Origin of the sequence: Agrococcus casei LMG 22410 (assembly GCF_900163565.1) — a bacterium.
Lineage (GTDB): Bacteria > Actinomycetota > Actinomycetes > Actinomycetales > Microbacteriaceae > Agrococcus > Agrococcus casei.
This window is the reverse complement of the sequence record NZ_FUHU01000003.1, coordinates 1-24972: the sequence shown is the minus strand read 5'-3', so window position 1 is coordinate 24972 and position 24972 is coordinate 1. Positions and strand designations below refer to the sequence as shown.

General features: G+C 66.0%; 25 protein-coding genes and 1 tRNA gene. 15 read left to right on the top strand and 11 right to left on the bottom strand.

Annotation, left to right across the window (positions count from 1 at the left end; genetic code table 11):
* Positions 1-129 precede the first annotated feature (129 nt).
* Positions 130-666 carry a hypothetical protein gene (locus CZ674_RS00140; protein WP_086989847.1) on the bottom strand — a complete coding sequence of 179 codons (537 nt, stop codon included), beginning with the start codon at positions 664-666 and terminating at the stop codon, positions 130-132.
* Between the two features lie 135 nt (positions 667-801).
* Between CZ674_RS00140 and CZ674_RS00135 the strand changes: the two genes are divergently transcribed.
* Together CZ674_RS00135 and CZ674_RS00130 are read left to right on the top strand one after the other, a co-directional pair.
* Positions 802-1341, top strand: a complete 540-nt coding sequence (locus CZ674_RS00135) for a peptidylprolyl isomerase (RefSeq protein WP_086989844.1) — start codon at positions 802-804, stop codon at positions 1339-1341.
* A gap of 123 nt (positions 1342-1464) precedes the next feature.
* A complete protein-coding gene (locus tag CZ674_RS00130) occupies positions 1465-2205 on the top strand; it encodes a rhomboid family intramembrane serine protease (protein WP_086989841.1) in 741 nt (246 codons plus the stop codon).
* Between the two features lie 168 nt (positions 2206-2373).
* Here the strand turns inward: CZ674_RS00130 and CZ674_RS00125 are convergent, their stop codons facing one another.
* Complete coding sequence (locus CZ674_RS00125) at positions 2374-2613, bottom strand: cell division protein CrgA (protein ID WP_086989839.1); 240 nt, start codon at positions 2611-2613, stop codon at positions 2374-2376.
* Positions 2614-2652: 39 nt separating this feature from the next.
* Between CZ674_RS00125 and CZ674_RS00120 the strand changes: the two genes are divergently transcribed.
* Genes CZ674_RS00120 through CZ674_RS00115 form a run of 3 tightly spaced genes read left to right on the top strand, consistent with a single transcriptional unit; the run spans position 2653 to position 4186 of the window.
* The gene (locus CZ674_RS00120) at positions 2653-3396 is read left to right on the top strand and encodes a class E sortase (protein WP_086989835.1); all 744 of its coding nucleotides are present in this window, start codon (positions 2653-2655) and stop codon (positions 3394-3396) included.
* Complete coding sequence (locus CZ674_RS14230; RefSeq protein WP_200810014.1) at positions 3396-3560, top strand: hypothetical protein; 165 nt, start codon at positions 3396-3398, stop codon at positions 3558-3560. The genes CZ674_RS00120 and CZ674_RS14230 overlap by 1 nt, the downstream gene beginning before the upstream one ends.
* Positions 3554-4186 (top strand): anthranilate synthase component II, encoded by a 633-nt coding sequence (locus tag CZ674_RS00115; RefSeq protein ID WP_086990231.1) that lies wholly within the window; start codon positions 3554-3556, stop codon positions 4184-4186. Before CZ674_RS14230 ends, CZ674_RS00115 begins: the two co-directional genes overlap by 7 nt.
* 37 nt (positions 4187-4223) lie before the next feature.
* On the opposite strand, the gene pknB is transcribed toward CZ674_RS00115, so the two are convergent.
* The 7 genes from pknB to CZ674_RS00080 form a co-directional block, all read right to left on the bottom strand.
* Positions 4224-6044, bottom strand: coding sequence for a Stk1 family PASTA domain-containing Ser/Thr kinase (pknB, locus tag CZ674_RS00110; RefSeq protein ID WP_143244568.1), 1821 nt, complete (start codon positions 6042-6044; stop codon positions 4224-4226).
* A 57-nt stretch (positions 6045-6101) separates the two neighbouring features.
* Positions 6102-7850 (bottom strand): protein kinase domain-containing protein, encoded by a 1749-nt coding sequence (locus CZ674_RS00105; RefSeq protein ID WP_086989832.1) that lies wholly within the window; start codon positions 7848-7850, stop codon positions 6102-6104.
* Positions 7847-9307 (bottom strand): penicillin-binding transpeptidase domain-containing protein, encoded by a 1461-nt coding sequence (locus CZ674_RS00100; RefSeq protein ID WP_086989829.1) that lies wholly within the window; start codon positions 9305-9307, stop codon positions 7847-7849. Before CZ674_RS00100 ends, CZ674_RS00105 begins: the two co-directional genes overlap by 4 nt.
* Positions 9304-10671 (bottom strand): FtsW/RodA/SpoVE family cell cycle protein, encoded by a 1368-nt coding sequence (locus CZ674_RS00095; protein WP_407640209.1) that lies wholly within the window; start codon positions 10669-10671, stop codon positions 9304-9306. Before CZ674_RS00095 ends, CZ674_RS00100 begins: the two co-directional genes overlap by 4 nt.
* A 62-nt stretch (positions 10672-10733) precedes the next feature.
* The gene (locus tag CZ674_RS00090; RefSeq protein ID WP_086989823.1) at positions 10734-11972 is read right to left on the bottom strand and encodes a PP2C family protein-serine/threonine phosphatase; all 1239 of its coding nucleotides are present in this window, start codon (positions 11970-11972) and stop codon (positions 10734-10736) included.
* Entirely contained in the window at positions 11969-12499 is a 531-nt protein-coding gene (locus tag CZ674_RS00085) for an FHA domain-containing protein FhaB/FipA (protein ID WP_086989820.1), read from the bottom strand. The genes CZ674_RS00090 and CZ674_RS00085 overlap by 4 nt, the downstream gene beginning before the upstream one ends.
* Complete coding sequence (locus tag CZ674_RS00080; RefSeq protein WP_086989818.1) at positions 12496-13173, bottom strand: FhaA domain-containing protein; 678 nt, start codon at positions 13171-13173, stop codon at positions 12496-12498. Before CZ674_RS00080 ends, CZ674_RS00085 begins: the two co-directional genes overlap by 4 nt.
* 107 nt (positions 13174-13280) lie before the next feature.
* On the opposite strand from CZ674_RS00080, the gene CZ674_RS00075 reads away from it, so the two are divergent.
* The 10 genes from CZ674_RS00075 (at position 13281) to CZ674_RS00030 (ending at position 24158) form a co-directional block, all read left to right on the top strand.
* Positions 13281-13363: transfer RNA gene (locus CZ674_RS00075), tRNA-Leu, on the top strand.
* A 508-nt stretch (positions 13364-13871) separates the two neighbouring features.
* Positions 13872-14567, top strand: coding sequence for a TetR/AcrR family transcriptional regulator (locus CZ674_RS00070; RefSeq protein ID WP_086989815.1), 696 nt, complete (start codon positions 13872-13874; stop codon positions 14565-14567).
* Positions 14568-14774: 207 nt separating this feature from the next.
* Complete coding sequence (locus tag CZ674_RS00065; RefSeq protein WP_029152886.1) at positions 14775-15785, top strand: TroA family protein; 1011 nt, start codon at positions 14775-14777, stop codon at positions 15783-15785.
* 19 nt (positions 15786-15804) lie between these two features.
* The gene (locus tag CZ674_RS00060; protein ID WP_159456839.1) at positions 15805-17592 is read left to right on the top strand and encodes an ABC transporter ATP-binding protein; all 1788 of its coding nucleotides are present in this window, start codon (positions 15805-15807) and stop codon (positions 17590-17592) included.
* Entirely contained in the window at positions 17589-19322 is a 1734-nt protein-coding gene (locus CZ674_RS00055) for an ABC transporter ATP-binding protein (protein ID WP_029152887.1), read from the top strand. The genes CZ674_RS00060 and CZ674_RS00055 overlap by 4 nt, the downstream gene beginning before the upstream one ends.
* Positions 19312-20328: a FecCD family ABC transporter permease gene (locus CZ674_RS00050; protein WP_051216434.1), complete on the top strand. Its 1017-nt coding sequence runs from the start codon at positions 19312-19314 to the stop codon at positions 20326-20328. Before CZ674_RS00055 ends, CZ674_RS00050 begins: the two co-directional genes overlap by 11 nt.
* Before the next feature lie 68 nt (positions 20329-20396).
* Positions 20397-21374, top strand: coding sequence for a FecCD family ABC transporter permease (locus CZ674_RS00045; protein ID WP_234988346.1), 978 nt, complete (start codon positions 20397-20399; stop codon positions 21372-21374).
* Positions 21371-22180 carry an ABC transporter ATP-binding protein gene (locus tag CZ674_RS00040; protein WP_036322084.1) on the top strand — a complete coding sequence of 270 codons (810 nt, stop codon included), beginning with the start codon at positions 21371-21373 and terminating at the stop codon, positions 22178-22180. Before CZ674_RS00045 ends, CZ674_RS00040 begins: the two co-directional genes overlap by 4 nt.
* Positions 22177-23727, top strand: a complete 1551-nt coding sequence (locus CZ674_RS00035; RefSeq protein WP_029152889.1) for a multicopper oxidase family protein — start codon at positions 22177-22179, stop codon at positions 23725-23727. Before CZ674_RS00040 ends, CZ674_RS00035 begins: the two co-directional genes overlap by 4 nt.
* A gap of 71 nt (positions 23728-23798) precedes the next feature.
* Positions 23799-24158 (top strand): plastocyanin/azurin family copper-binding protein, encoded by a 360-nt coding sequence (locus CZ674_RS00030; protein ID WP_051216436.1) that lies wholly within the window; start codon positions 23799-23801, stop codon positions 24156-24158.
* A 135-nt stretch (positions 24159-24293) separates the two neighbouring features.
* Here CZ674_RS00030 and CZ674_RS14545 read toward each other — a convergent pair whose 3' ends face one another.
* On the bottom strand, positions 24294-24653 hold the full coding sequence (locus tag CZ674_RS14545) for a tyrosine-type recombinase/integrase (RefSeq protein WP_086990225.1): 360 nt from the start codon (positions 24651-24653) through the stop codon (positions 24294-24296).
* On the bottom strand, positions 24545-24972 hold a 428-nt coding region (locus CZ674_RS00020; RefSeq protein WP_143244567.1), incomplete at its 5' end, for a DDE-type integrase/transposase/recombinase. The genes CZ674_RS14545 and CZ674_RS00020, both read right to left, overlap by 109 nt.

The window sequence follows — 24972 nt, the reverse complement described above, 5'->3', positions numbered from 1 at the left end:
GCTTCTGGTGACATTGCGGCTTCTCGTGCACCCAGCCGCCCTCAAACCCGCCACCAGCCAACGCAAAAGGGCCGCACCCCGAAGGATGCGACCCTGTGCGTTCAGCCGTGAAGGCCGACGAGAAACTCGTCAGTTGGCGGGAGCCGCCTCGACCTCGTCTGCATCGGGGATCCAGAGGTCGTCGTCGGCACGAAGCGTCTGCCATGCTGCGTAAGCGGCACCTGCGACTGCGACGACACCGACTCCGATGAGCACCCACTGGCCTGCCGAGAGGCCCTTCTTGGCCTGCTCGGCGGGAGCCACATCGGGCACGCGTGCGTACTTCTCGACGTTGGCAATTGCGTCCTTGACGCGCTTGTCCTTCGAGATCTGCGTCATGGCCGCGAATGAGCCGAGTCCGCCGGCGACGGCGGGGATGACGCTGTTGTTCCAGCCGCGGGCGGCACCGGAGAGGGCGTTGCGGCCACGGTCGAGGCCACGCTGCGCGTAGCGACGCGCTTCGGGGACGACGCTCTCGTTGGTGTACTCACGGGCCTGGTGTGAAGCCTCACGGGCAAGTTCGCCAGCGCGGCTGTTCACCGATCGCTGAACGTCCCAGAGCTTCTCGGCCTGCTTGCGCAGCTTCTTGATCTGCTTTTCGCGCTTGCGGGAAAGGGCGAGTGACATGGTCGTTCCTCCATTCAAACCTTGGGCTTCATCTTTGCAGGTTTTGCTGAACAGCACATCACTCTGCCCGCGATTTCGCTGTAGTCGAACGCTGAGACCCCCTGATCAGCCCACCTGTTGTGGGAAGATGAAAACATGGCTAATCACACTGCTGTCGCAACCATTCACACGAACCACGGCGACATTGTCGTCAACCTGTTCGGCAACCACGCTCCCAAGACGGTCGAGAACTTCATCGGCCTCGCAACCGGCGAGCGCACCTGGCGTCACCCCGAGACGGGCGAAGAGACCAACGAGCCCCTCTACAACGGTGTGATCTTCCACCGCATCATCAAGCAGTTCATGCTGCAGGGCGGCGACCCCCTCGGTCAGGGCATCGGCGGACCGGGCTACCAGTTCGACGACGAGATCCACCCCGAGCTCTCGTTCGACCGCTCGTACCTGCTGGCCATGGCCAACGCAGGCCTGCAGGGCGGCCGCGGCACCAACGGTTCGCAGTTCTTCATCTCAACCGTCGAGACCCCGTGGCTCACGGGCAAGCACACCATCTTCGGCGAGGTCGCCGACGACGCTTCGAAGGCTGTCGTCGACGCAATCGAGGGTGTTGCAACCGACGGTCGCGACAAGCCCCTCGAAGACGTCGTGATCTCGTCGATCGACGTTCAGAAGGCGTAATAATTGTCGAACTCGGCCGGGCCGGAATCCTGCTACCGGCATCCTGACCGTCCCACGTGGGTGCTGTGCCAGCGGTGCGGCAACCCCCTGTGTCCTGCCTGCCAGAATCAGGCCGCCGTCGGCGTGCAGTGTGATGACTGCATCCAGCGCGAGCGCTCCTGGCAGAAGCAGGTGCACGGGGATGTGCGACAGGCGCAGGGCCGCAGCCGCCGGCCCAGCCGAGTTCAGCAGCTGGTGCGGCGTCCCCAGGGCGTCACACTCTCGATCGTCGTCGTGACTGCGGCGATCTCGCTGATCGCCATGATCGTCTCGCCGATCACCGACCTGCTGGCGTTCCAGGGCGAAGTCGCGATCTTCCAGCCCTGGAGGCTGATCACCGCAGCGCTGCTGCACGGCGGCATCATGCACCTGGCGCTCAACATGCTGGCGCTCTGGATGCTCGGCCCCGCCCTCGAGCAGGCCATGGGCAAGCTGCCGTTCATCGCGACCTACATCGTCACCGCGCTCGCTGGCAGCGTTGCTGTTCCGCTGCTCGGATCCAATTCGTGGGTCGTCGGCGCATCAGGCGCGATCTTCGGCCTCTTCGGCGTCTACATCGGCCTGCAGCGAGTCGTCGGCAAGGTCGACATGTCGCTGCTCGTCATCGTCGGCATCAACCTCGCCTACGGCTTCTTCGTCGAGGGTGTCGCCTGGCAGGCACACGTCGGCGGTCTGATCGCCGGCTTCATCATCGGCTTCGGAGGCGCGCTGCTCGCGGGCAAGCGCACCGACGGCAAGCGAGCCAGGGGTCTGTGGTCGGCCATCGGCCTGACCGCTGTCGTCAGTCTTGCGCTCTGGGAACTCTGGATGTTCATCCGGCTGTAGCGCGCATCCGCGTCACCGACGGTTCGGCAGCCTGCCGAGTCGTCGGTTCGTCGTTGCGTCACGCGCCGAAGTTATCCACAGTTTCATCCACAGCTGTGGAGAATTACACCCGTGTAATTCGCCTTCAGCAGCAGGCAGACGGATGCGCGAGTCAGTGCGTAGGGCGCACTACTTCCAGCGGGTGGCCATGATGAAGCCGATGAACATGATGGCGAAGCCGATGGCGACGTTCCAGAAGCCGATGCCGGGGATCGGCAGCGTGTGCATGCTCACGTAGAAGAGGATGATCCAGACGAATCCGACGATCATGAAGCCCAGCATGAGCGGCAGGAACCAACGCGGGTTCACTGCGTCTTTGCGTGCGGCGCGACTGACTGCGCGACTCGTTGAATTCGATGACTTTGCCATAGCGCCCACTAGTCTACCTCAGCCCGGTAGAATCACCGTATGCGCGCCCGTCACTCAAAGCCCAGACCGAGGCGCCATGCGACATTCGCCAGCGTTCTCGGCGAGCTGCTGCTCACCGCCGGAGTGCTGATCGGCGGATTCGTCGGCTGGCAGCTCGGCTTCAGCGACGCGATCATGGGCAACCAGCAGCAGGCCGCCGCATCTGAATTCGCACAGAGTCTCGGTGACGAGAAGGTCGCCGAGGAGGGCACAGAGCTGCGCACCGACGAGCCTCCGAGGGAGACAGCGGTCGGCGCACTCGAGAACTACGCCGTCATGTACATCCCGCGCTTCGGCGACTTCCAGCGCACGATCGGCGAGACCACGAGCCCGCTCGTCATCGACAGCCTCGAGCAGGGGCTCGCCCGCTACGAGACCGGCGCCCTGGCAGGCGAGCTCGGCAACTTTGCGATCGCCGGCCACCGCAATGGGCTCGGCGGCCCGTTCACCGAGCTCGACCAGCTGCGCATCGGCGACCGCATCTACATCAAGACCCCCGAGGCCTGGTACGTCTACGAGTTCCGCAACACCGAGTATGTGCCGCCGACGCAGGTCGATGTCGTTGCCCCGGTGCCCGACATGCCTGAACTCGACGCCGACGACCGCTACATCACCCTGACCACGTGCAACCCCGACTGGTCGCCTGAGGGCAGGCTGATCGCGTTCGGCGTCTTCGTCGGCTGGCAGCCAATCGAAGACGGCATGCCCGTCGAACTGGCTGAAGCCCTGGAAGGAAACGCCTGATGTACGCAGGTCTGTGGCGAATCATCCCCGGCCCCTGGTTCGTGAAGCTCTTCGTCTTCGTCGTGCTCTTCGCAGCCGTGGTCTACGTGCTCTTCTTTCATGCCTACCCTTGGGTCATGCAGACGTTCTTCCAGACTCCCGACGTCACGGTGGGCGAATCGTGAGGGTGCTGGTTGTCGACAACTTCGACAGCTTTGTGTACACCCTCGCCGGCTACCTGACCGAGCTCGGCGCCGACATCACCGTCGAGCGCAACGACGTCGCAGACCCGAAGCGCATCACCGAGTGGGACGCCGTGCTGGTCTCACCCGGCCCCGGCACACCCGCTGAAGCTGGCGCATCCGTCGACTTCGTGCACGCCGCGATCGAGCACAGGGTGCCGCTGTTCGGCGTCTGCCTCGGCCACCAGGCGATCGCAGAAGCGCTGGGCGGCGTCGTCTCGCACGCTGAAGAGCTCATGCACGGCAAGACGAGCGTCGTCGTGCACGAGCGCACGCCGCTGTTCGAAGGCATCCCCGAGCAGTTCACGGCGACCCGCTATCACTCGCTGGCAGTCGAAGACGACTCGGTGCCGCCGCAGCTGCGCGTGACTGCCCGTACCGCGCATCCGTCTGGCAACGGCGTCATCATGGCACTGGAACACACGGATGCGCCCGTCTGGGGAGTCCAGTATCACCCGGAGTCGATCCTCACAGAGGGCGGCTATCGCATGCTCGGCAACTGGCTCGAGGCCGCCGGGCTGCACGGAGCAGCAGCGCTGTCAGCCGGCAAGCAGCCGCTCATGGGCTGAGCCCGCACCGGCTCATCAGACGCTCGTACTGAGCTGCCTAAGGGCGGTTGCTGTTGCCGTTGCCATTGCCGTTCGAGTCGCCGGACTCGCTCGGTGATGGCTTGTCGTCGTCATCGTCGTCATCATCATCGTCAGGGGGCGGGGGTTTCGAGCCGCCGCAGTAGGTGATGGTGATGGTCTGATCCTGGTCGCTGTCACCGGCGTCGATCGACTGCCCGGTGACATTGCCGCCCCAGCACGAGAGCTGTGCGTTCTGCTGCACCGTGAATCCGACTTCGCTGCCCCGCAGCAACTCGACTGCATCGCCGTAGTACATGCCCACGACGTCGGGAACCGTGACCTTGCCCGTCGAGATGACGAAGTCGACTGTTGTGCCGACCGGAACTGTTGTGCCGTATGCAGGCGTCGACGAGATAATGACGCCGGCGGGAGCCGTTGCGCTGTTCTCTTCTTTCGTCTCACCGAGTTCGAGACGATTCTGGCTGAGCACATTCGTGGCCTGCTCGATCGTCAGGCCCGCCATGTTCGGCAGCGGTGACGGAGGCGGCCCCTCTGAGACTCGCAGCTTGACGGGAGAATCGGGCGCAATCCCGGTGCCGGCATCAGGAGACTGTGCGAGCACTGTGCCGGGGTCGGAGTCGTCGTGCACTTGCGTGATCTCGAACGTCAGCCCAGCTTCTTCTAGCGTTGCGAGCGCCTCTTCTTCTTGCATGCCGACCACGTCTGGCACTGATGTCGACAGGCCCGCGAAGCTGGTGCCGTTGCCGAGGCTGACGACCCAGACCACGAGAATTGCGACGAGCAGCCCGACAGCGATGCCGCCGCCCCACAGCCAGGCCGGCTTCGGCTTGCGTGATGCGACGGTCTCTTCTTCTTCGGCAGCCTCAGCTTCTGGCTCGTCGACCTCGACGGCAGCCAGCACAGCGGTGAGAGCGCCCTGCTCGTGCTCGGCGAGGAATGCCTCTTCGTCGCTCTCGTCGACCACGTCGACAGTCGAGCCCGCGAGTGCGCCGTCGAGGGCAGCACTGAACTCGGATGCGTTCTGGAAGCGAAGGTCGCGCCGCTTCAGCAACGACTTCGCGACCACAGACTCCATGGCGGGCGAGATGCCGGGGACGATCTCGGATGGGGTGGGCGGCTGCTCGCTCACGTGCTGGTACGCGACGGCGACAGGGGTGTCGGCGCGGAACGGCGGGCGAGCGGTGAGCAGCTCGAACAGGATGATGCCGGTCGAGTACAGGTCGGTGCGCGCATCGACGAGCTCGCCTTTCGCCTGCTCGGGCGAGAAGTACTGGGCGGTGCCGAGGATCGTGCCGGTCTCGGCGATCGTGGATCCGCTCTCGGAGATCGCTCGGGCGATGCCGAAGTCCATGACCTTGATCTGACCGCCGGGGGTCAGCATGATGTTGCTGGGCTTGATGTCGCGGTGCACGACCCCGGCTCGGTGCGAGTACTCGAGCGCGGTCAGCACGCCCTTGACGATGCGCACGGCCTCAGATGCCGGAAGCGGACCCTCGTCGATGATGTCGCGCAGCATGCGGCCGTCGACGTACTCCATGACGATGTAGGGCACCGTGCGGTCGTGCCCGTCGATCTGCGTGGGCTCTTCGCCAGCGTCGAACACGCGCACGACGGTCGGGTGCGACATGCGGGCCGCTGACTGGGCCTCCTGCTTGAAACGCGCGCGGAACTTGGGGTCAACCGAGAGGTCAGGGCGCAGCAGCTTGATGGCGACTTTGCGGTCGAGGCGCGTATCGCGGCCGAGGTACACCTCAGCCATGCCGCCGCGACCGATGATCTCTCCGATCTCGTATCGCCCCGCAAGCGTCGTCAGAGAACCGACGATTGATTCGCTCACGCTGCCTCCTTCATGACCTCGACCTCACATTCTATGCTGTGAACCCTTTCGTTCGCTTTACGGCTGTGCAGGATCAGTTGGCTCGTCGTCGGTCGGCGTGGGAGGAGTGCTCGGCTCGTCGGTCTCCTCGGGCGGTGTCGCGCTCACCGTCAGCGTCGGCGAGTAGCCCGTCGTGATGGTGTCGCGGCCGTCGCCGTTGCAGGTGTACATGAACGAGACGCTCTGGTCGCCCTCCTGCGCCGTGAACGAGATCTGCGACTCGGTTCCGGCGTCGATGACCTGCTCCTGGCCGCCGGGGCCGCTGACGAGCACCGTGTACGTCGGGTTGTCGTAGCCGGCAGGGCACGACTGCCCGGGCCACTGCACCTGAACGGTGTCGCCGGGCTCGATGCCGCTGGCTTCGCCGACCAGCGAGGGTGCGGTCGTCGGGTCGGATGCCGTGGCCACCGGGCCGTAGACGGTTCCGGTGATCGTCGACCCCGGGGCCACCTCACCGGTGGGATCGACCTGGTAGACCTGGCCCTCCTGGCTTGCGCTGGGAGCAGGCTGCCCCGTGGCGACCGAAGCCGAGAGGTCGAGGTTGCCGATGGCGGTTCTGAACTCTTCTGCGCCCATGCCGATGAACTGATCGGGGTTGATCGTGATCGACTCGGGGCTCGGCGACGAGCTCTCGGTCGGCGACGGCGACGGCGACTCTTCGACGTCTCCGCCCAGGGTTCCCCAGACGGTGATGCCGAGCGCGACCAGCGCTGCGACCAGCAGCACGGAGAGGATGGCGACTGGCCAGATCCAGGGGCGCTTCTGCTTCTCGTCTTCTTCGTCGACTGCAGCGACCATCCCGCCCCCTGCTCCCTGCATGGGAAGCGCGGCTGTGGTCGGCGAAGACTGCGTCTGGATGACGCGCGTCGCCGCCTGCGTGGGGGAGTCGATCGTGGCGAACGAGTCGGTCGAGGCGATGCCGGGCACGACTGCAGCTGCACCGGCGATGTCGCCGCGACGCAGCATCGTGGCGGCACGCGAGAGATGCGCCGCGCTCGTGGGGCGGTCGGCCGGCTTCTTCGCGATGCAGCTCATGACGAGGTTGCGCACGGGCTCGGGAACAGTGCCCGCGAGCTCGGGAGGCGCGTCGTTGATGTGCGCCATCGCGATGGCCACCTGCGACTCGCCCGTGAACGGACGACGACCGGCAAGGCACTCGTACGCGACGATGCCGAGCGAGTAGATGTCGGTCGCGGGAGCCGCCGGCTGGCCCGAAGCCTGCTCGGGCGACAGGTACTGCACCGTGCCCATGACCTGGCCAGTTGCCGTCAGCGGCACCTGGTCGGCGATGCGGGCGATGCCGAAGTCGGTGATCTTGACGCGGCCCTCGGGCGTGATCAGCAGGTTTCCGGGCTTGATGTCGCGGTGCACGAGGCCAGCCTGGTGCGCTGCGTGGAGCGCAGCCGCAGTCTGAGCGGTGATGTCGAGCACGCGGTCGGCCGAGAGGGTGCGCTCGCGGTCGAGGATCGTCGAGAGCGGCTCGCCGGGCACGAGCTCCATGACAAGGTAGGCGCTGCCGTCTTCCTCGCCGTAGTCGAACACGTTGGCGATGCCCTCGTGGTTGACGAGCGCGGCGTGACGGGCCTCGGCGCGGAATCGCTCGAGGAAGCCCGGGTCGCCCAGGTACTCGTCTTTCAGGATCTTGATCGCGACTGTGCGACCGATCACCTTGTCTTCTGCGCGCCAGACTTCGCCCATACCGCCAATTGCGATACGGCTGGTGAGTTCGTAGCGACCGCCAAAGGTCTGTCCGCTCGAAGGTCTCATGAGTTCAGCACCGCCTCCATGATTGATTTTGCTATAGGCGAGGCGATTTCGTTGGAACCTTGCCCGGAAATGTTCTCTTCTGGCACGACGACGACCGCCACCGCGACCTTTTTGCCGTCCTGCTCGGCGTATCCCGTGAACCACAGGTTGTACGGCTCGTTGTCGGTGCCGTTCTCTGCGGTGCCGGTCTTGCCGCCGACTGTCGCTCCCTCGATCTGCGCCAGGTCGGCGTAGCCGTGGTCGACTCCGGCCTCCATCGACTCGCGAAGCGTCGACGCGATGCCCGGTGTCGACGGGTTCGCGAAGACCTCGGGCTGCGGGTCAGACACGACCGTGAGGTTGTCGGTGACGATCTCGTCGATCAGATTCGGCTTCATCAGCGTGCCGTCGTTGGCGATCGATGCGCTCATCATCGCCATCTGCATCGGCGTGACCCGAACGTCATACTGGCCGAAGCCGGTGAGCATGAGGTTTGCCTCGCTCATGTCTGAGGGGTACGAGCTGGGCGTGACGCCCATCGGGATCTCGAGGGGCTGGCCGAAGCCGTACGCCTGTGCCTCGGCGGCGATCGTGTCTTCACCGAGCTCCGCCGCGAGCTGGGCGAACGGGATGTTGCACGAGTAGACGATCGACGTCTCGAGGTCGACCTTGTCGTCGGTGACGGGACCGCACTGGCCCTCGGTCGAGTTCTTGACGACCGATGACGACTGCGGCAGCTTCAGCTCGGCCGGGTTGTCGAACTCGCTCTCGAGCGTGTAGTCGCCGGTCTTCAGCGCGGCGGATGCCACGATCATCTTGAAGACCGAGCCCGGGTAGTAGAGGTCGCCGCCGATCGCACGGTTCTGCAGCGGGGCCGCGGGGTCGGCCTCGAGCTGGTTGTAGTAGTCGATCACGAGCTGCGAGTCGTGCACCGCCATCTGGTTCGGGTCGAAGGTCGGCGAAGAGTACATCGCGAGGATCTCGCCCGTCTCGGGGTCAAGCGCGACAGCCGCGCCCGTGAAGTCGCCGATGCCCTCTGCAGCTGCCTGCTGTGCTGCGGCGTTGATGGTCGTCGACACGGCGGCGCCCTGGGGGTCGCGGCCGGTGAGCAGACGCTCGATCTCGCTCAGGAACTGGCTGTCTGACGTGCCGGTGAGCTCGGCGTTCATCGCGCCCTCGATGCCGGTGTTGCCCTGGTCGAGGGTGTTGTAGCCGGTGACAGCGGCGTAGAGGCCGCCGTTCGTGTACTCGCGCTGCCAGTTGTAGAGGTCGTTGCTCGGCACGCTCTGCGCGATGGGCTGGCCGTCGACCAGGATCGCGCCGCGCTCGACCACGAACGAGTCGATGATCGTGCGCGAGTTTCGCTGGTCGGCGTTCAGCGACTCGGCCTGCACCGACTGGATGATCGACGACGATGTGAACAGCGCGAGGAACATCACAAGGACGAGCGCGCTGACTCGGGTCAGCTCTCTGTTCATGCGTCAACCTCCTGAGTCTTGCGAATGCTGTCTGAGAGGCGCAGCAGCAGGGCGATGATGATCCAGTTCGACAGCAGGGACGAGCCTCCGGATGCCATGAACGGCAGCGTCAGGCCGGTCATGGGGATCACGCGGGTCACACCGCCGACCACGATGAAGACCTGGATCGCGATCACGAACGCGAGGCCGACAGCGAGCAGCTTCGAGAAGTCGTCGGGGCCGCGGAAGCCGATGCGCAGGCCGCGCGTGACGAGGATGAAGAACAGCGCCAGGATGGCGAAGACGCCGACCAGGCCGAGCTCCTCACCGAGTGACGCGAAGATGAAGTCGTCTGCTGCCTGCGGCGTGATGGCGGGTCGCCCGAGGCCGAGGCCGGTTCCGAACATGCCGCCGTGCGCCATGCCGAACAGTCCGCGAACGATCTGACCCGAGCCTCCGTACTCCTGCTCGAAGAGCTCCTGGTCGAAGGGGTTCAGCCAGATGTCGATGCGGTCGGATGCGCGGCCGAGTCCGAGACCAGCAGCCTCACTGAGGTGCGTCTGGGCGAGGGTGAACATGACGCCGACCGCGAGCACGACGAGCACCATGCCGATGATGATCCACTCGCGTCGGCCGGTGGCCACGTAGATCATCACGGTGAAGAGGCCGAAGTAGAGCAGGCCGGTGCCGAGGTCACCCTGCACGACCAGCACTGCCATGCAGAGCAGCCAGACGATGAGGATCGGGCCGAGGTCGCGCATGCGCGGAAGACGGAGCCCCAGGATGCGCTTGCCAGCGACCGAGAGCGACTCGCGGGCGGTCATGAGGTAGCCGGCGAAGAAGATCGCGAGGAAGATCTTGGCGATCTCGCCCGGCTGGAAGCTGAACGTGCCGATGCTGATCCAGACGTTTGCGCCGTTGATGGTCGAGCCGACTCCGGGCACCATCGGCAGCAGGATCAGGCCGATCGCCGCGAACATCGAGAGGTAGCGGTAGCGAGTGAGCACGCGGTGGTTGCGGATCACGACCAGCACGATGATCGCCGCGACGATTGCGAGCGCGGTCCAGGCGACCTGACGGATCGAGTCGGCTGCCCAGCCCTCGTGCCCGTTCGCGATGTCGATGCTGTAGATCTGGGCGATGCCGAGGCCGTTGAGCACGGTGACGATCGGCAGCAGGAACGGGTCGGCCTCGCGCGCCACGAACCGCAGCACGATGTGCACCGCGAGCGTCAGCAGGCCGAGCCCGCCGGCGAGGTAGAGCACGGTCGCGTCGATCGCGCCCAGCGCCCCCAGCTGCGTCATCATGATGGCGCCGCCGGCAATGGCCCAAGCGACCACCAGCAGCCACGCCTCCACACCCCGCACCTTCTGCGGGTTGCGCATCCGCACTCGGATGCTCTGCGTCGCCTCTTGCAGCCTGATGACGCCTGTCTGCAGGGCATTCGTCATTGCGAGCCCTCCAGCCTGTCGATGATCTGCTCAGCGTGGTTCAAGTCGTCGGCGTTCAGGGTGTTTCGCACCGCGTTGCGCGATGTCCACGGCAGCTCGTCGACGACGATCTCGGTCGTCTCGACCTCGGTCGAGAGCGAGATCGGCCCGATGTCCTGCTGGATGCCCTGGTAGACGGCCACGTAGCCCGCCTCGTTCTCGGCGATGTAGTAGCGGGTCTGGGTCCAGTTGTAGAAGCCGATCGAGGCGATCGCGACCGCGACGACCGTGAGCACGGCGCCGACCGTCCAGGTGACTCGCCTGCGAGTGCGCTGGCGGCGCAGCTCGGCCAGGATCTCTTGCAGCACCTCGTCGCTCTCGGGCTCGAAGTACTCCCAGTACGGCTGCGTGCGCAGCTGGCGCGGGTGCATGAGCAGCTGGCGCAGCGTGATCTGCGTGCGCTCGGGCTCGACGGCCTCGAACGAGATCTCGTTCTCTGCGCTGCCGATGAGGATCGGCTCGATGCTGGTCGGGCGGTCTTCGACGATGTCGACGAGCACGACGGTGACGTTGTCGGGGGCGCCGTACGAGAGCGCCTCGTTGACGAGCCGGCGCACCGTGGCAGAGGTGTCGAGACCGAGTTCGAGGATGTGCGAGATGCGGTCTTCGGGCACGTACGACGAGAGGCCGTCGGAGCAGATGAGCCAGCGGTCGTCGGGGTAGGCGTCTTCGACGAACACGTCGATCTCGGGATGCGTCTCGATGTTTCCGAGGACGCGCATGACCACGTTGCGCCGAGGGTGATGCTCAGCCTCTTCGCGCGTGATCCGTCCGGCGTCGACGAGACGCTGCACGAACGTGTGGTCTGTGGTGATCTGAGTCAGGGCGCCGACGCGGTAGCGGTAGATGCGCGAGTCGCCGATGTGCGCGACCGCCAGCTGATCCTTGACCTGGATGATGCCCGAGAAGGTCGTGCCCATGCCGGCGAGCTCGGGGTGCTCGCGCATGGCGTCCTGCAGGGCATCGTTGCCCGCCTGCAGACCTGCGGCCAATGCCTCGCCCGCCTCTGCCGCCGAAGAGTACTCGCCGTCGCACCCGCGAATCCGCTGTGCGACGATCGCGCTCGCGACGTCGCCTCCTGCGTGTCCTCCCATGCCGTCTGCGACAGCGAAGAGGTGCGTGCCGGCATAGCCCGAATCCTGGTTCTCGGATCGGATCTTTCCAACATGCGAAGAGGCGGCGGCGAACTCTGTCACGGCTGCGGTCTCAGCTCAAACTGGGTCGTGCCGATGCGGACAGTGGTGTTCGGAGGAACGGGCACGGGCGTCGAGACGCGCTTGCCTGAGAGGAAGGTGCCGTTGGTCGAGCCGAGGTCTTCGAGGGTCCAGACGCCGTCGACCTTCGAGACCTTCGCGTGGCGGTTGCTTGTGTAGTCGTCGCTGACCTGCAGGCCGGCGCTCGAGGAGCGGCCGATGACGAGCCCGGTCTCTGGCAGGTCGATCGTCGTGCCCGCCTTGGGGCCAGCGGTGATGACGACCTGCGAGACCGCGGCTGAAGGCTCGGGCTTCGGGAGGCCGGAGCCTGGAGTGGGGGCAGGTGCGGGTGCAGGCGCTGTCTGCGGTGCCGGGTCGCTGTTGCGCTGCGCTTCGGCGGCCGCACGCACGCTGCGGGGGATGCGCGGGCCGAAGAGGTCGCTGCGCACCGAGTAGATCACGAGGAACACGAAGATCCACAGGAGCGCCAGGAGCCCCAGTCGGAGCACCAGCAGGGTGAGTTCGCTCACGCATTTCCCTTCGTCTGCGCCTGGACGCGATAGACAAGTCTGGTTGCACCGATGTCGATGATGGAGTCGGGTTCGAGCAGCGCCTTCTTGAGCTTCTTGCCGTTGAGCTTGGTGCCGTTGGTCGAGCCGAGGTCAGAGACCTGGGCTCGGTCGCCGTCCCAGATGATCTCGACGTGCTTGCGGCTGGCGCCGGCGTCGTCGATCGTGATGTCGGAGTCGGAGCCGCGCCCCACGATGGTTGCGCCCTTGCGCAGCCTGTGACGCGTGCCCTTGATGTCGATGACGGCCTGCCAGGCGACCTCGCCCTTGGCCGAGCGCGAGGTGACCTCGAGCATGCCCTTGGTGAGCTTCTCGTCGGTGTCGATCTCGATGATCAGCGGTGCGGCGAAGCTGTAGCCGTTCGATGCCGCATGCTTCTGCAGCGACTGCTTGAGCTCGTCGGTGAGGGTGTCGCCCAGTGACAGCAGCTCTTCTGAGTCGTCTTGCGAAAGCTGCACAGTCAGCAGGTTCGGAACCAGGATGCGCTCACGTGACACAACGCGCGCATTCGTGTCGAGTTCGCGGCGCAGTGCTGCGGCGATCTCAACCGGTTCGACACCCGACCGGAAGGTCTTTGCGAAAGCGCCGTTGACGACGCGCTCCAGCCCGCGTTCGAATCTGTCGAGCAGCCCCATGGCACGCCTCCTCCCGTATGTGCACAGTTCACATTCGTTCCCAAGGGTAACCGAACCCACTAGGAATCTGATATTCTGACTTGGTTGCCGCGTTGTCGGCAGCACTCGCGCGAGTGGCGGAATGGCAGACGCGCTGGCTTCAGGTGTCAGTGCCCGCAAGGGCGTGGGGGTTCAAGTCCCCCCTCGCGCACGCGAATGAAATGGCCTCTGACCTGGGATTTAGTTCCCAAGGTCAGGGGTTGTTTTCGTTGGAAGTGCTAGAAAAAGTGCTAAGTGTTCTCTATGGGGCATCTGGGTGCCAGCGTTCGTACGTACCACGGTGTCAGCAGGACCTGGGAACATAGAGGTATGCCTCGCGCTGAGTCCGTGGCGTTATTGCAAGGAGTGCGCGAGGATCCCGCCGTCTGGACTGCAAAGTATGGCCCTGTGCTTCAGGCTTCGAGGATACGACGGTCGATGTGTTCGACGGCGCTGGCTCGGGCACAGCCTCGGCGGTGAGCCTTGAGCATGCTTCCCTCCTCCAGGTTTGGGATGCAGGCTCGGGGAAGAAGAGATACTGCCCACGCGGCGAGTAGAGGGCAGTTCTGATTTGTCTAGTTGCCACGAGCCGCACTACAGCCCGGGAACATCGACCAGGTCGCCCCACGGCAGCCCGGACAGTGCCCAGAGCAAGGCAAAGCCATGGCTAGAGTGGAGGGGTGAGCGGAAGCAGCGAGACTAGTAAGGGAACAGACCGCCGGATCGGCCTGACTCCCGAGCGAGTCGTCGAGGTTGCGATGGAACTGTCTCGGGGTGGCGGCCTGAGCTCATGGACTGTGCGCGACCTTGCTGACGCGCTCGATGTCGCTCCTTCGGTCATCTACCATCACGTAGGTGGCCGCGACCTAATTATCCGGGGGGTCGTTGAACGTGTGCTCCAGGGCATGACCCCTCCGGATCCCGCCTTGGATTGGCAAGCGTGGTTCCGGGCGTTCCTGTATGACGGGCGGCCCGCGATCGACCCGTACCCCGGCGTCGCGAAGTGGCTCATCATGCATGGGCCGACTTTCCCCAGCATCCGAGGCTTCTTCGATGCGGGGATTTCGACTCTCGAGCGAGCAGGGTTCCCGCAGCCGGCCCTCGTCTACGCGCTCCTCGTGAACACCGCAATGCTCACCATCACGATGAGCGATGACCGTCTTGAGTCAGGAGATGACGGCCCCCGCGACCATGCCAGTATGCTCCGCGATTTCTCCGCGATGAACGTTGAGAGCAGCGGCATCAGCCGCATGATTCGGGAGGTCCTCGGACCACTCGCTGAGGACCCGACTCGGGCCGGCGAAGCCGTCAATGACGCCTATTACCACCTGCTCGTGGAGACCTTGCTCACCGGACTTGCTGCGCGACTTCCGTAAATCGGCACGTGCGCCCCTCACTCTCAGTGCTTGAGGTGGTTGCCCTCAGGGGCGCCCGCGTGGTTATTTCGGCGATCACATCGAACGTGTGATGCAGGTTAGGCATGCCTTACCGTATACTCAATACTCGAACGTTGTTCTAGTGGTTGGGCTGCTGGCCTACTCAGGCGTTCGTCCCGTATCGAAAGGATCCCTGTGTCTACATCTGTGCGCCGGCGCGCGCTTCCTGTCCTTGCACTCACGGCGAGCGCTGCTCTTCTGCTGTCCGCCTGTTCCGGCGACCCCGGCGACGCGCCAGCAGATCTCGAGACGCGAACGATCGCCAGTGAAGTCGGCGAGTCCACCGTTCCGGTGGACCCGGAGATGATTGTGGCGCTCGACGAGCCGGCTGCGCTGAACATGTTGAGCATCGGTATCACCCCCGACGTCGTGTTTGACTCGTGGCGTACCACGGTCCCAAAGGCGATCCTCGAATCGGCCGGTATCGAGATGGCCACGACGTCATCGTTCTACCCGGAGTTGGAAGAGGTAGCCGCGTTCGAGCCCGATCTGATCGTTGGCACCGCGGCCGAAGGGTTCGCCGAATCCGGGCCGGCGTACGCGAGCATCGCGCCGCTCATTGGCGCGCTGTACGCCGAGGCTGACGGAAGCCAGATCATCGAGGCGTACGGCGAGTACTTCGACAGGCCCGCGGAGGCGGCCCGCGTCAGCGACGCTCTGGACGCTCTCGCGGAGGAGACAGCTGCGGCCCAGCCCGCTGGCGAGACCTCGATCTCGGTGCTCATGTCGTGGGCGCAGGACAACATGCCGTTGTACATGGATGCGGCCAACTCGCTTCATGGAACGATCGCTGCGGCAGGCTTCACCCGTCCGCCGTTGCAGGACGAGGTCCCCGCGGAAGGCAGCGCATTTGGCGGGTGGACGGTCTTCTCTCCCGAGCAACTGCCTGCACAGGATGCCGATGTGCTTGCCATCGCCGTCGCCGCGCAGTACAACCTCGAAGGCATCACCGAGATGCCGCTCTACCCCTCGCTCGCCGCGGTGACGAACGACCGGTCTCTCGTCGTCGACGGGGACCTGTGGTCGGGCGGCGCCGCGTTCTACACCTATTGGGTGCTGCGTGATCTCGCGACGATCGCCGCTGGCGATGATGCTCCGGGTACCGTCGATGACGGCGCGGAGCGCTGGAACGACTACCTCACGGCGATCGGCGGCTGAGGTGTCGGCTCACGCGCCCGTGTCGGAGCGATCGGTCACGTTCTGGCAGCTGGCTGCCCCCGTACGCGGGCGCGTGAAGCTGGCAGGGCTTCTGTCTGCGCTCGGAGCGATCGCAGGTGTGCTCCCGGTGCTGTTCGCGATGGAACTCGTTCGTATCCTCGTGCCCGGCCTCGGCGGTGCCGAGACGAATGCCACCCAGGCGTACGTCATCGTCGGTGCGTTGATCTTCGGCGTCGTGCTCGCCCAGGCGCTCACTCTCGCCGGGTACGGCATCAGCCACGTCGCCGATGCTCGGTTGGCTGAGTCGCTGCGTCAGCGTCAGGTGGATCAGGCGCTCCGGCTGCGGCTGGACTGGTTCGCCCGCACCGGTTCCGGGCGGGTAAAGAAGGTCATCCAGGACGACGTAGTGAAAGTTCACCAGCTCGTGGCGCACCTTGTGCCTGACTCCGCCAACGGTCTGGTTCGCCCCCTGGCCAGCCTGGTGGTGCTGTTTCTGATCGACTGGAGGATCGGGCTGATCGCGCTCGTGCCGCTGGTGCTGGCCGCAGCGAGTCTGCCCCTGATGCTCAAGGACGTCACCACCCGATTCGCGCAGTACAACACAGCGCTGGCAGACCTCAGCGCTGCGGTCGTCGAGTTCGTCCGCGGCATCGCACCGATCAAGGTTTTCGAGGCATCAGCAAAGGGTCATCGCCGCTTCTGGGACAGCGCACGCAGCCATCACCGCTTCTACACCGAGTGGATGGAGTCGACCACCCGGGGGTCGGCCCTGATGACGGTATTCACCTCGCCCGGCTTCGCGGTCGTCGTGTCCTCGAGCGGCACGGCGCTGCTCATCGTCCTGGCAGGAGCGGATCCGGTACTGCTGCTGCCCTCGATACTGCTCACCGCGAACATCGCAGGCCCGCTCTACCTGATGATGCAGATGACCCAGTTCCTCCGCGAGGCGAACGGCGCAGCCGGCAGCATCGTCGAGTTCTTCGAGCTTCCCGCCGCGACACAGGGCGACCCTGGACGCCGAGCATCCGGAGAGGCAGTGGACATCGACAGCGTCACCTTCGCCTACGAAGACGGTCCACGAGCACTCCAGGACGTGAGCCTCGCACTCACACCCGGCACGGTGACCGCGCTGGTCGGCCCCTCCGGATCGGGCAAGTCCACACTCGCCTCCATCGTGCCCCGTCTCCTCGACCCCGACACCGGGCAGGTGCGACTGGGCGGCGTCGACACGACGGAGCTGACCGCCCTGGAGCTCTACCGGCACATCGCGTTCGTCTTCCAGCAGCCCTATCTGATGCGAATGACGGTACGAGACAACATCCGACTGGCTCGCCCCGACGCCACCGACGCGCAGGTCGTCGCGGCGGCGCGTGCCGCGCAGATCCACGAGCGCATCGAGCGGTTGCCGCAGGGTTACGACACGGCCGTCGGCGAGGACGCGCGACTCTCGGGCGGCGAGCAGCAACGGCTTTCGATCGCTCGGGCGATTCTGATGGATGCCCCGATTCTGGTCCTCGATGAGGCGACTGCGTTCGCCGATCCGGACTCCGAGGCCGCCATCCAGCGCGCCCTGGCCGAGCTCACCCGCGGGCGCACGCTGCTGGTCATTGCACACCGGCTGCACACCGTCGCCTCAGCGCATCAGATCGCCGTACTCGACCGCGGAACCGTGCGCGAACGGGGCACCCACGCGGAGCTGCTCAACCGCAACGACCTCTACGCCCGGATGTGGCGGACTTATCAACGAGCGCGAGACACCCCGCTCGCCGACACCACCACCAGCCCATCAGAGGAGACGAAGCGATGATCCGGCGCCTCTACGCCATCGCCGACGCGGACGCTCGACGCAGACTGACAACCTACCTAGTCCTCTCCGCCGTCGCGATCATGCTGGTCTCCACGGCCCTGGTGCTACTGATCCCCCTGATCCGCGCGCTGTTCTCAGATGATCCTGCCCAAGCGCTGCCCTCCGTCATCGCCATCGCGGCGGTCGGGTTGGCGGCGATGACCATCGAGATCGTCAGCGGCATGTATGGAGAGCGGACCGGCGCAGTGCTCATCCTCCGCATGCACGAAGTGATCGGAGAGCGGATCATGCGCCTGCCGATCGGCTGGTTCGACAGCGAGCGGATCGGCACGATCAGCGCTTTGACCTCACGGGGGGTCACCTTCGCTGCCAATGCACCGAACTCGTTCCTGCGTCCGGTCTGGCAGGCGACCGTAGGCCCGCTCGTCGTTGCGACGGCGGTGGTGTTCATCCACCCAGTGATCGGCGCCACCATGCTGCTCGGCGGTATCGCCGTGGTCCTCGTCTGGCGTGCTGTACGCGCACGAGAGCAACGATTCCGGCTGCGCTCAGACCAGATGAACGAGGAAGGCACCGCGCGCGTGCTGGAGTTCGCCGCCGCGCAGCCTGCCGTGCGCGCCGCAGGCCCGGACTCCTTGGCCGAACGCAGTGTTCGGGCAGCGTTGCGCGAACAACGAGCAGCGGCCGAGCGTGTGCTCGCGCAGAGCAACCGGAGCATGGCACTGTACAACGTGGTGGCGTACGCGGTACTGCTCATCGTCGTCGTGCTTGACGTCTGGCAGGTCGGGACAGGCGAACTCGATGCCCCGACGTTCGTCGCCCTCCTCGCCATGCAGATCCTCGGCACCTGGTTCGCCGTGCACGGTCTCCCGTTCGGGGAGGGCCTGGACATGTCCAACCGCACCCTGGATCAGATCGACCGGCTGATGACCGCGCCGGTGCTCCCCGAGCCCGACGCCCCGGCCCGCCCCGTCGACGCGCGCATCGAGTTCGATGACGTCACCTTCGGATACAGTGCGGATTCACCGGTGATCCGCGGGGCCTCCTTCCACGTGCCCGCAGGAACCATGACGGCGATCGTCGGCCCCTCGGGCTCCGGCAAAACCACCATCGCCAGGCTTATCGCGCGCTTCTTCGACGTCCAATCCGGCGCGGTGAAGATCGGCGGCGCCGATGTGCGAGCGCTCGGCACCGCGGTCACCCTCGCACAGTTGTCGGTGGTGTTCCAGGACGTGTACCTGTTTGAGGACACGCTGCGAGAGAACATCAGGCTGGGCCGTCCCGACGCCAGCGACACGGAGGTGGAGGATGCCGCCCGCCGCGCCGGGGTCATCGAGATCGCCGAGCGACTGCCGCAAGGGTTCGACACCCCGGTAGGCGAGAGCGGCGGCACGCTCTCGGGCGGGGAACGTCAGCGGGTGTCGATCGCCCGTGCGCTCCTCAAGGACGCCCCGATCGTCCTGCTCGACGAGGCAACGGCAGCGCTGGACATCGAGAGCGAAGCGCTCATCCAGCAAGGCCTTGCAGACCTCTCCGGCCACAAGACCCGAGTGGTGATCGCGCACCGACTGCAGACGATCCGTCAGGCCGACCAGATCGTCGTACTCGACGGCCAGGGTCGGATCGAAGCCGCCGGCAGTCACGACGAACTCCTCGACGCGAGTCCGAGCTACGCAGGTTTCTGGGCGGAGCGCAGCGGCACGTTGAACTGGAGGATCGATGCGGGGTGACCGCGTCACCGGGCGCGTGGCTGTGCTCGTCCTCGGCATCCTCCTCATGGGCGCCACGGCGGCGGCGAGCCTGTTCGTCGGAGCAGGTCACGTCGCACCGCAGGATGTCGTGGATGCCCTGCTCGGAGGTGGGGACGCCGAGAGCGTGACGATCGTCCGCGAGATGCGGCTGCCGCGGACGATCAACGCCCTGCTCGTCGGAGCAGCGCTCGGCTTCGCCGGAGCGATCATGCAAGCCCTCATCGGTAACCCGCTCGCCGACCCCGGCCTGCTCGGGGTCAACGCCGGGGCAGGGCTTGCGGTCATGATCGCCGTCGGCGCGATCGGACTGACGAGCTTCAACGCGTACATCGGCTTCGCGCTCGCCGGTGCACTGCTCGTTTCCCTCTTCGTCTACGCGGTCTCGCTCACCGTCGGACGCGGCTCACCCTTCACAATCGTCCTCGCTGGCGTCGCCGTCACCGCGGTGCTCACCGGTGTGTCGACGGCGCTTGCGGTGCTCGACTCCGCCCGGTTCAACGCCTTGCGCGGTTGGATGTCGGGGGACGTCGCCGGACGCGACCTCGAGGTCATCGGCCAGGGTGCGATCGTGATCGGAGTCGGGCTCGTGGTGGCTATGACGGTCACGCGGCCGCTCGCGCAACTCGCACTCGGCGCCGACACGGCTCGGGGGCTCGGCGTCGCCGTCGGACGCACCCGACTCGGCGCGGCTATCGCGGTGATGCTGCTCGCCGGGGGTGCCACGGCCTTGGGCGGGCCGATCGTCTTCATCGGGCTCATGGTGCCCCACCTCGCCCGCGCCCTGGTCGGCCCGAGGCTGAGCTGGGCACTCGCCTACAGTGCGCTGGCCGGGGGCCTGTTGCTGCTCGTCGCCGACATGATCGGTCGGGTCGTGATCCCCCCGGGCGAGGCGCCTGCGGGATTGCTGACGGCGATCATTGGGGCTCCGGTGCTGGCCATGCTGGTGCGCGGATCTGCCGGCCGCGCGAAGGAGGAACAGCGGTGACCGAACGGCAGACTGTGGACTTCGGGTCCCACCGGATTCTGCTGCGAACGCGTCGGACATCGAGCATCGTGAACACCCGCACTGCGACGCTGGTGATTGTCGCGTTGCTGGGTGGCATGGTGACGTTCTTCCTGGCCGTCTCGCTGGGGAAGTTTCCCGTGCCGCTCGGCGAGGTCTTCTCGATCCTCGGCGGCGGCGACCACGGCTTCAGCAACCAGGTGGTACTCGAATGGCGACTGCCTCGCGCGGTCGCCGGGCTCGTCTTCGGCGCAGGGCTCGGCGTCTCGGGGGCGATCTTCCAGTCGATCACCCGCAACCCGCTCGGCAGCCCCGATGTCATCGGCCTGGGCGTGGGCGCCTACACCGGTGCGCTCATCGCCTCGCTCGTGTTCGGCGGTGGCGTCGCGGTCACCGTGCTCGCTCTCGCTGGCGGGGTGGGCTCCGCGCTGATCGTCTACTTGCTCTCCTACCGTCGCGGGCTCTCGGGAATCCGCTTCGTCGTCGTCGGCATCGCCTTGTCCTCGGCACTCACCGCCGTGAACTCCATCCTGCTGCTGCGGATGAGTACGCGCTTCGCGACCACCGTGAGCATCTGGGGCCAGGGAAGCCTCGTCGATGTCACCTGGGCCGAGGTCTGGCCGGCGGCATTGTGCGTTCTGGTCCTCATCCTCCTGGCCGCCGGGCTCGGACCTTCCATGCGGCAGCTGGAGCTGGGCGACAGCGCAGCAGCATCCACCGGCGTGCCCATCGAGCGGGCACGGCTCGCGCTGCTCGCGGTCGGTGTGCTGTTGACCGCCATCATCACCAGCGTCACCGGGCCCATCGCCTTCATCGCACTCGTCGCCCCGCAACTGGCCCGCCTCCTCACCGGCAACGGCGGGGCCACCCTCGCAGGATCCGCCGCCACAGGCGCACTCCTGCTCAGCGCTGCCGACGTCGCCGCGTCCCACCTCCTGCCCGTCTCCGTGCCGGTCGGGGTCGTCACCGCCGTTCTCGGCGGGGCCTACCTGCTCGCCCTCATCCTCAGAGAGGCCCGACGTTCATGATCCAGATCCAGAACGCCACCGTCGGCTACGGCGGCCCACCCGTCAGCACCGGCATCACCCTCGAGATCCCCGAGAACTCGGTGACCATGATCGTCGGCCCGAACGGATGCGGTAAGTCCACCGCCCTGCGCACGCTCGCGCGACTCCTTACCCCGACCACGGGCACCGTGCTGCTGGATGGCGCAGACATCCGGTCCATGAAGACGAAGGAGCTGGCCAAACGGCTGGGTCTGCTCGCACAGCAGTCGTCGGCACCGGACGGGATCCGAGTCGCGGAACTCGTCGCGCGCGGACGCTATCCGCACCAGAGTCTGCTGCGACGATGGTCAGAAGAGGATGATCACGCTGTCGCGGACGCGATGGCGATCACCGGGGTGGCTGAGTTCTCTGCGCTGCCGGTGGACCAGCTCTCCGGTGGGCAGCGCCAGCGGGTATGGATCGCGATGGTGCTCGCTCAAAAGACGCCGCTGCTGCTGCTGGACGAGCCCACGACCTTCCTCGACTTGGCCCACCAGCTCGACGTGCTCGAACTCTGCCGCGCGCTCGTCGAGGAGCGGAATCGAACTGTCGTCGCGGTGGTCCATGACCTGACGCAAGCGGCACGCTTCGCCTCCCACCTCATCGTCATGCACGAGGGGGCCGTCGTCGCCGCCGGTCCCCCCGCGGAGGTGGTCACGCCGGACCTGATCTGTGACGTATTCGAAGTCGAAGCCAAGGTCGGCCTCGATGCCGAGACCGGCGTCCCGACCGTCATTCCCCTCCGCACGCTCCGTACGACCCCCCGAGCAAAGAAGTCGCTCAGATGAGCAGGGGGCTCTCACGGCGCAGCTTCCTCGCCGCCGCGGGCGGCAGCGCGCTGGGTGTGCTCGGCGTATGGTCGTTGAGCTCCTGCGCCCCCTCCGGACCCTCCTACATCCTCGCGACAGACCCGGAAGTCGCGCAGCGGGAGGCGACGCGCCCTCGAAGCGGAGCGACCGTCCGACACCGGCTCACCGCCGAGGCAGACTTCATCTCACTCGCCGAGGGCCAATTACTCGGCACCTGGGGATTTCGTGAGGACGCAGCCCTCGCCGCACTCGGTCCGACCCTCAGAGCCAGTCGAGGCGACCGCCTCGTCGTCGACGTCGACAACAGGCTCACCGAGGACACCTCCGTGCACTGGCACGGGCTTCGCATCCGCAACGACATGGACGGCTCCCCGCCCGACACACAAGACCCGATCCTGCCCGGGAGCGGGTTCACCTACGACTTCACGCTCCCCGACCACGGAACCTACTGGTACCACTCCCACAGCGGCCTCCAGGCCGACCGGGGCCTGTTCGGGGCGCTCGTCATCGAAGACCCCGACGACACTAGTGGTGCGGACACCGATCTGGTGCTCGTCCTCGACGACTGGCTCGACGGAATCGCGGCGACACCCGAGCAGGTGCTCGCCGCCCTCGGCCCCACCGGTGGCGGACACGGATCGCATGGATCCCACGGCATCGACGTCTCTGGCGAGATCACGCCCACAGCACAGGAGCTCGTCGGCCAGGGCATGGGCCATTCCGACGTGCTCGGCGGGCCGACCCAGCACATCGCCTACCCGCTGCACCTGATCAACGGTCGCACCCGCGAGGATCCCGCACGCCTGGAGGTCCCTTCGGGTTCCCGAGTGCGGCTACGTGTGATCAACGCCGCCGCCGAGACCCCGTACCGCATCGCCCTCGCCGGTCACCGTCTCACGGTCATCGCCGCAGACGGGTTCGACACGCAACCCTTCGAGACAGATGCCGCGCTGATCGCGCCCGCACAACGCCTCGACCTCACCGTCGACCTCTCATCGGGCGTCTGGCCGTTCGTGGCGAGGGTGGAAGGACGCGAAGGATCCACGCTGGCAGTGATCGGCACCGCTGACGCGGCCGGAGCCACACCAACCGGCGCCCGCGCCACAGAGATCCCAGAGCTCGACCGGCGCCTCGCAGTTGACGCGGACCTCCGTCCGGCCGAGCACGCCGCGCTGCCCGAGCGAGAACCCGACCAGCTGTGGAGGCTGGAACTCATCGAAGGCACCGGCGGATATGTGTGGGGTATCGCGGGAGAGGACGCCGCCCGGCTGCAGCCACGCCTCGGCGAACGAATCCGCATGCAGCTCACCAACACCACCTCGATGTGGCACCCCATGCACCTCCACGGGCACACCTTCGCCTCCCGCACCCACGCAGGCCTCCGCCGCGACACGATCGCCGTGCTTCCGGGCGAAACAGCGACCCTCGACTTCGACGCCGACAACCCCGGCCGCTGGATGATCCACTGCCACAACGCCTACCACTTCGCCGCGGGTATGACCGCGCCGATCCGATACATCCGGTGAACCTGAACCCGACTCGCACACCACCCCGTCCACATCCAACCAGTACCCCGCATCAACATCGAAGGAGCATCATGTCCCGCAGCCATCAAGCGCCCCGCCGAGCCGCCGCGACCCTCGTCACGTCCGCGCTGGCTGCCGTACTAGCACTCGGACTCGCAGGCTGCGGAAGCAGCGGCACCGAGCACACCGTCACCATCGACGGGCTCAAATGGACTCCCGCCGAAATCGAGATCGAGGTCGGCGACACCGTCGTCTGGGACATGGAATCCAACGGCATGCCACACGACGTAGTCTCCGACGACGAGCTCTTCGCCAGCGAACTCATGACCGAAGGCGAGTTCCGCTACACCTTCACCGAAGCCGGCGAGTACGGATACCATTGCACACCCCACCCCCCAATGATCGGAACCATCACGGTCGTCGAGCCTTGATCCTTGCGCGTCAGCCTGTTGAGACGCAAGACCACCGATGAGCTCGCGCATGTTGGGAGCCTTTCTGGGTGAGGTTGCTGCCAACGGCAAGTAGCACGTTCTGCACGGACTGCGCTATCCGGTGGGTGCTGTGCCTCAGAGGCCGAGGTGGGCGGCGAAGCGGTCTACTGCTGACCTCTGCATGGTCGGGGTGACGTGGGAGTAGATGTTCATCGTCGTCGTGATCGTTGAGTGCCCCAACCGCTCCTGGACGACCTTAGGGTGCTCTCCGAGTTCGAGCAGCAGGGTTGCGTGGGTGTGACGCAGGCCCTTGATCGTGACCCGGTGCAGGCTGTCGAACTTCGCGGTCGCCCGGGTCTGCTGAGGGTTTGGTTGAGTCGGGGGGTTTATGCCGCCAGTGTGACGGCTTCCATCATTATGGTCTCGAATTCGACCGGGGTCAGTTTCCCGAGTCGTCGTTGCCGGCGCTTGCGGTGGTAGATCCCCTCGATCCATTGCACGATCGCGAGGCGTAGTTCGAGACGGCTGGGCCACGGGTGTCGGTCGAGGACGTTCTTCTGCAGCAAGCTGAAGAACGATTCCATCGCGGCGTTATCGCCGCAGGCACCGACACGACCCATCGATCCGACCAGATTATGTCGCTTCAACGCCTTACGAAATTTTCGAGCTCGGAACTGGGATCCGCGGTCCGAGTGCACCACGACGCCTTCCGGGTTACCGCGGTGGCCGACTGCCATCTCCAGCGCGTTCACTGCCAAGCGGGCCTTCATCCTGGAATCGATCGAGTAGCCGACGATCTTGTTGTTCCACACGT

Bases quoted from the DNA above. Each gene is read 5' to 3' on its own strand.
- CZ674_RS00140 (WP_086989847.1), bottom strand. From the start codon at position 666: ATGTCACTCGCCCTTTCCCGCAAGCGCGAAAAGCAGATCAAGAAGCTG.
- CZ674_RS00135 (WP_086989844.1), top strand. From the start codon at position 802: ATGGCTAATCACACTGCTGTCGCAACCATTCACACGAACCACGGCGAC.
- CZ674_RS00125 (WP_086989839.1), bottom strand. From the start codon at position 2,613: ATGGCAAAGTCATCGAATTCAACGAGTCGCGCAGTCAGTCGCGCCGCA.
- CZ674_RS00120 (WP_086989835.1), top strand. From the start codon at position 2,653: ATGCGCGCCCGTCACTCAAAGCCCAGACCGAGGCGCCATGCGACATTC.
- CZ674_RS14230 (WP_200810014.1), top strand. From the start codon at position 3,396: ATGTACGCAGGTCTGTGGCGAATCATCCCCGGCCCCTGGTTCGTGAAG.
- CZ674_RS00105 (WP_086989832.1), bottom strand. From the start codon at position 7,850: ATGAGACCTTCGAGCGGACAGACCTTTGGCGGTCGCTACGAACTCACC.
- CZ674_RS00100 (WP_086989829.1), bottom strand. From the start codon at position 9,307: ATGAACAGAGAGCTGACCCGAGTCAGCGCGCTCGTCCTTGTGATGTTC.
- CZ674_RS00095 (WP_407640209.1), bottom strand. From the start codon at position 10,671: ATGCGCAACCCGCAGAAGGTGCGGGGTGTGGAGGCGTGGCTGCTGGTG.
- CZ674_RS00080 (WP_086989818.1), bottom strand. From the start codon at position 13,173: ATGGGGCTGCTCGACAGATTCGAACGCGGGCTGGAGCGCGTCGTCAAC.
- CZ674_RS00055 (WP_029152887.1), top strand. From the start codon at position 17,589: ATGATCCGGCGCCTCTACGCCATCGCCGACGCGGACGCTCGACGCAGA.
- CZ674_RS00050 (WP_051216434.1), top strand. From the start codon at position 19,312: ATGCGGGGTGACCGCGTCACCGGGCGCGTGGCTGTGCTCGTCCTCGGC.
- CZ674_RS00040 (WP_036322084.1), top strand. From the start codon at position 21,371: ATGATCCAGATCCAGAACGCCACCGTCGGCTACGGCGGCCCACCCGTC.
- CZ674_RS00035 (WP_029152889.1), top strand. From the start codon at position 22,177: ATGAGCAGGGGGCTCTCACGGCGCAGCTTCCTCGCCGCCGCGGGCGGC.
- CZ674_RS00030 (WP_051216436.1), top strand. From the start codon at position 23,799: ATGTCCCGCAGCCATCAAGCGCCCCGCCGAGCCGCCGCGACCCTCGTC.
- CZ674_RS14545 (WP_086990225.1), bottom strand. From the start codon at position 24,653: ATGGATCGAGGGGATCTACCACCGCAAGCGCCGGCAACGACGACTCGG.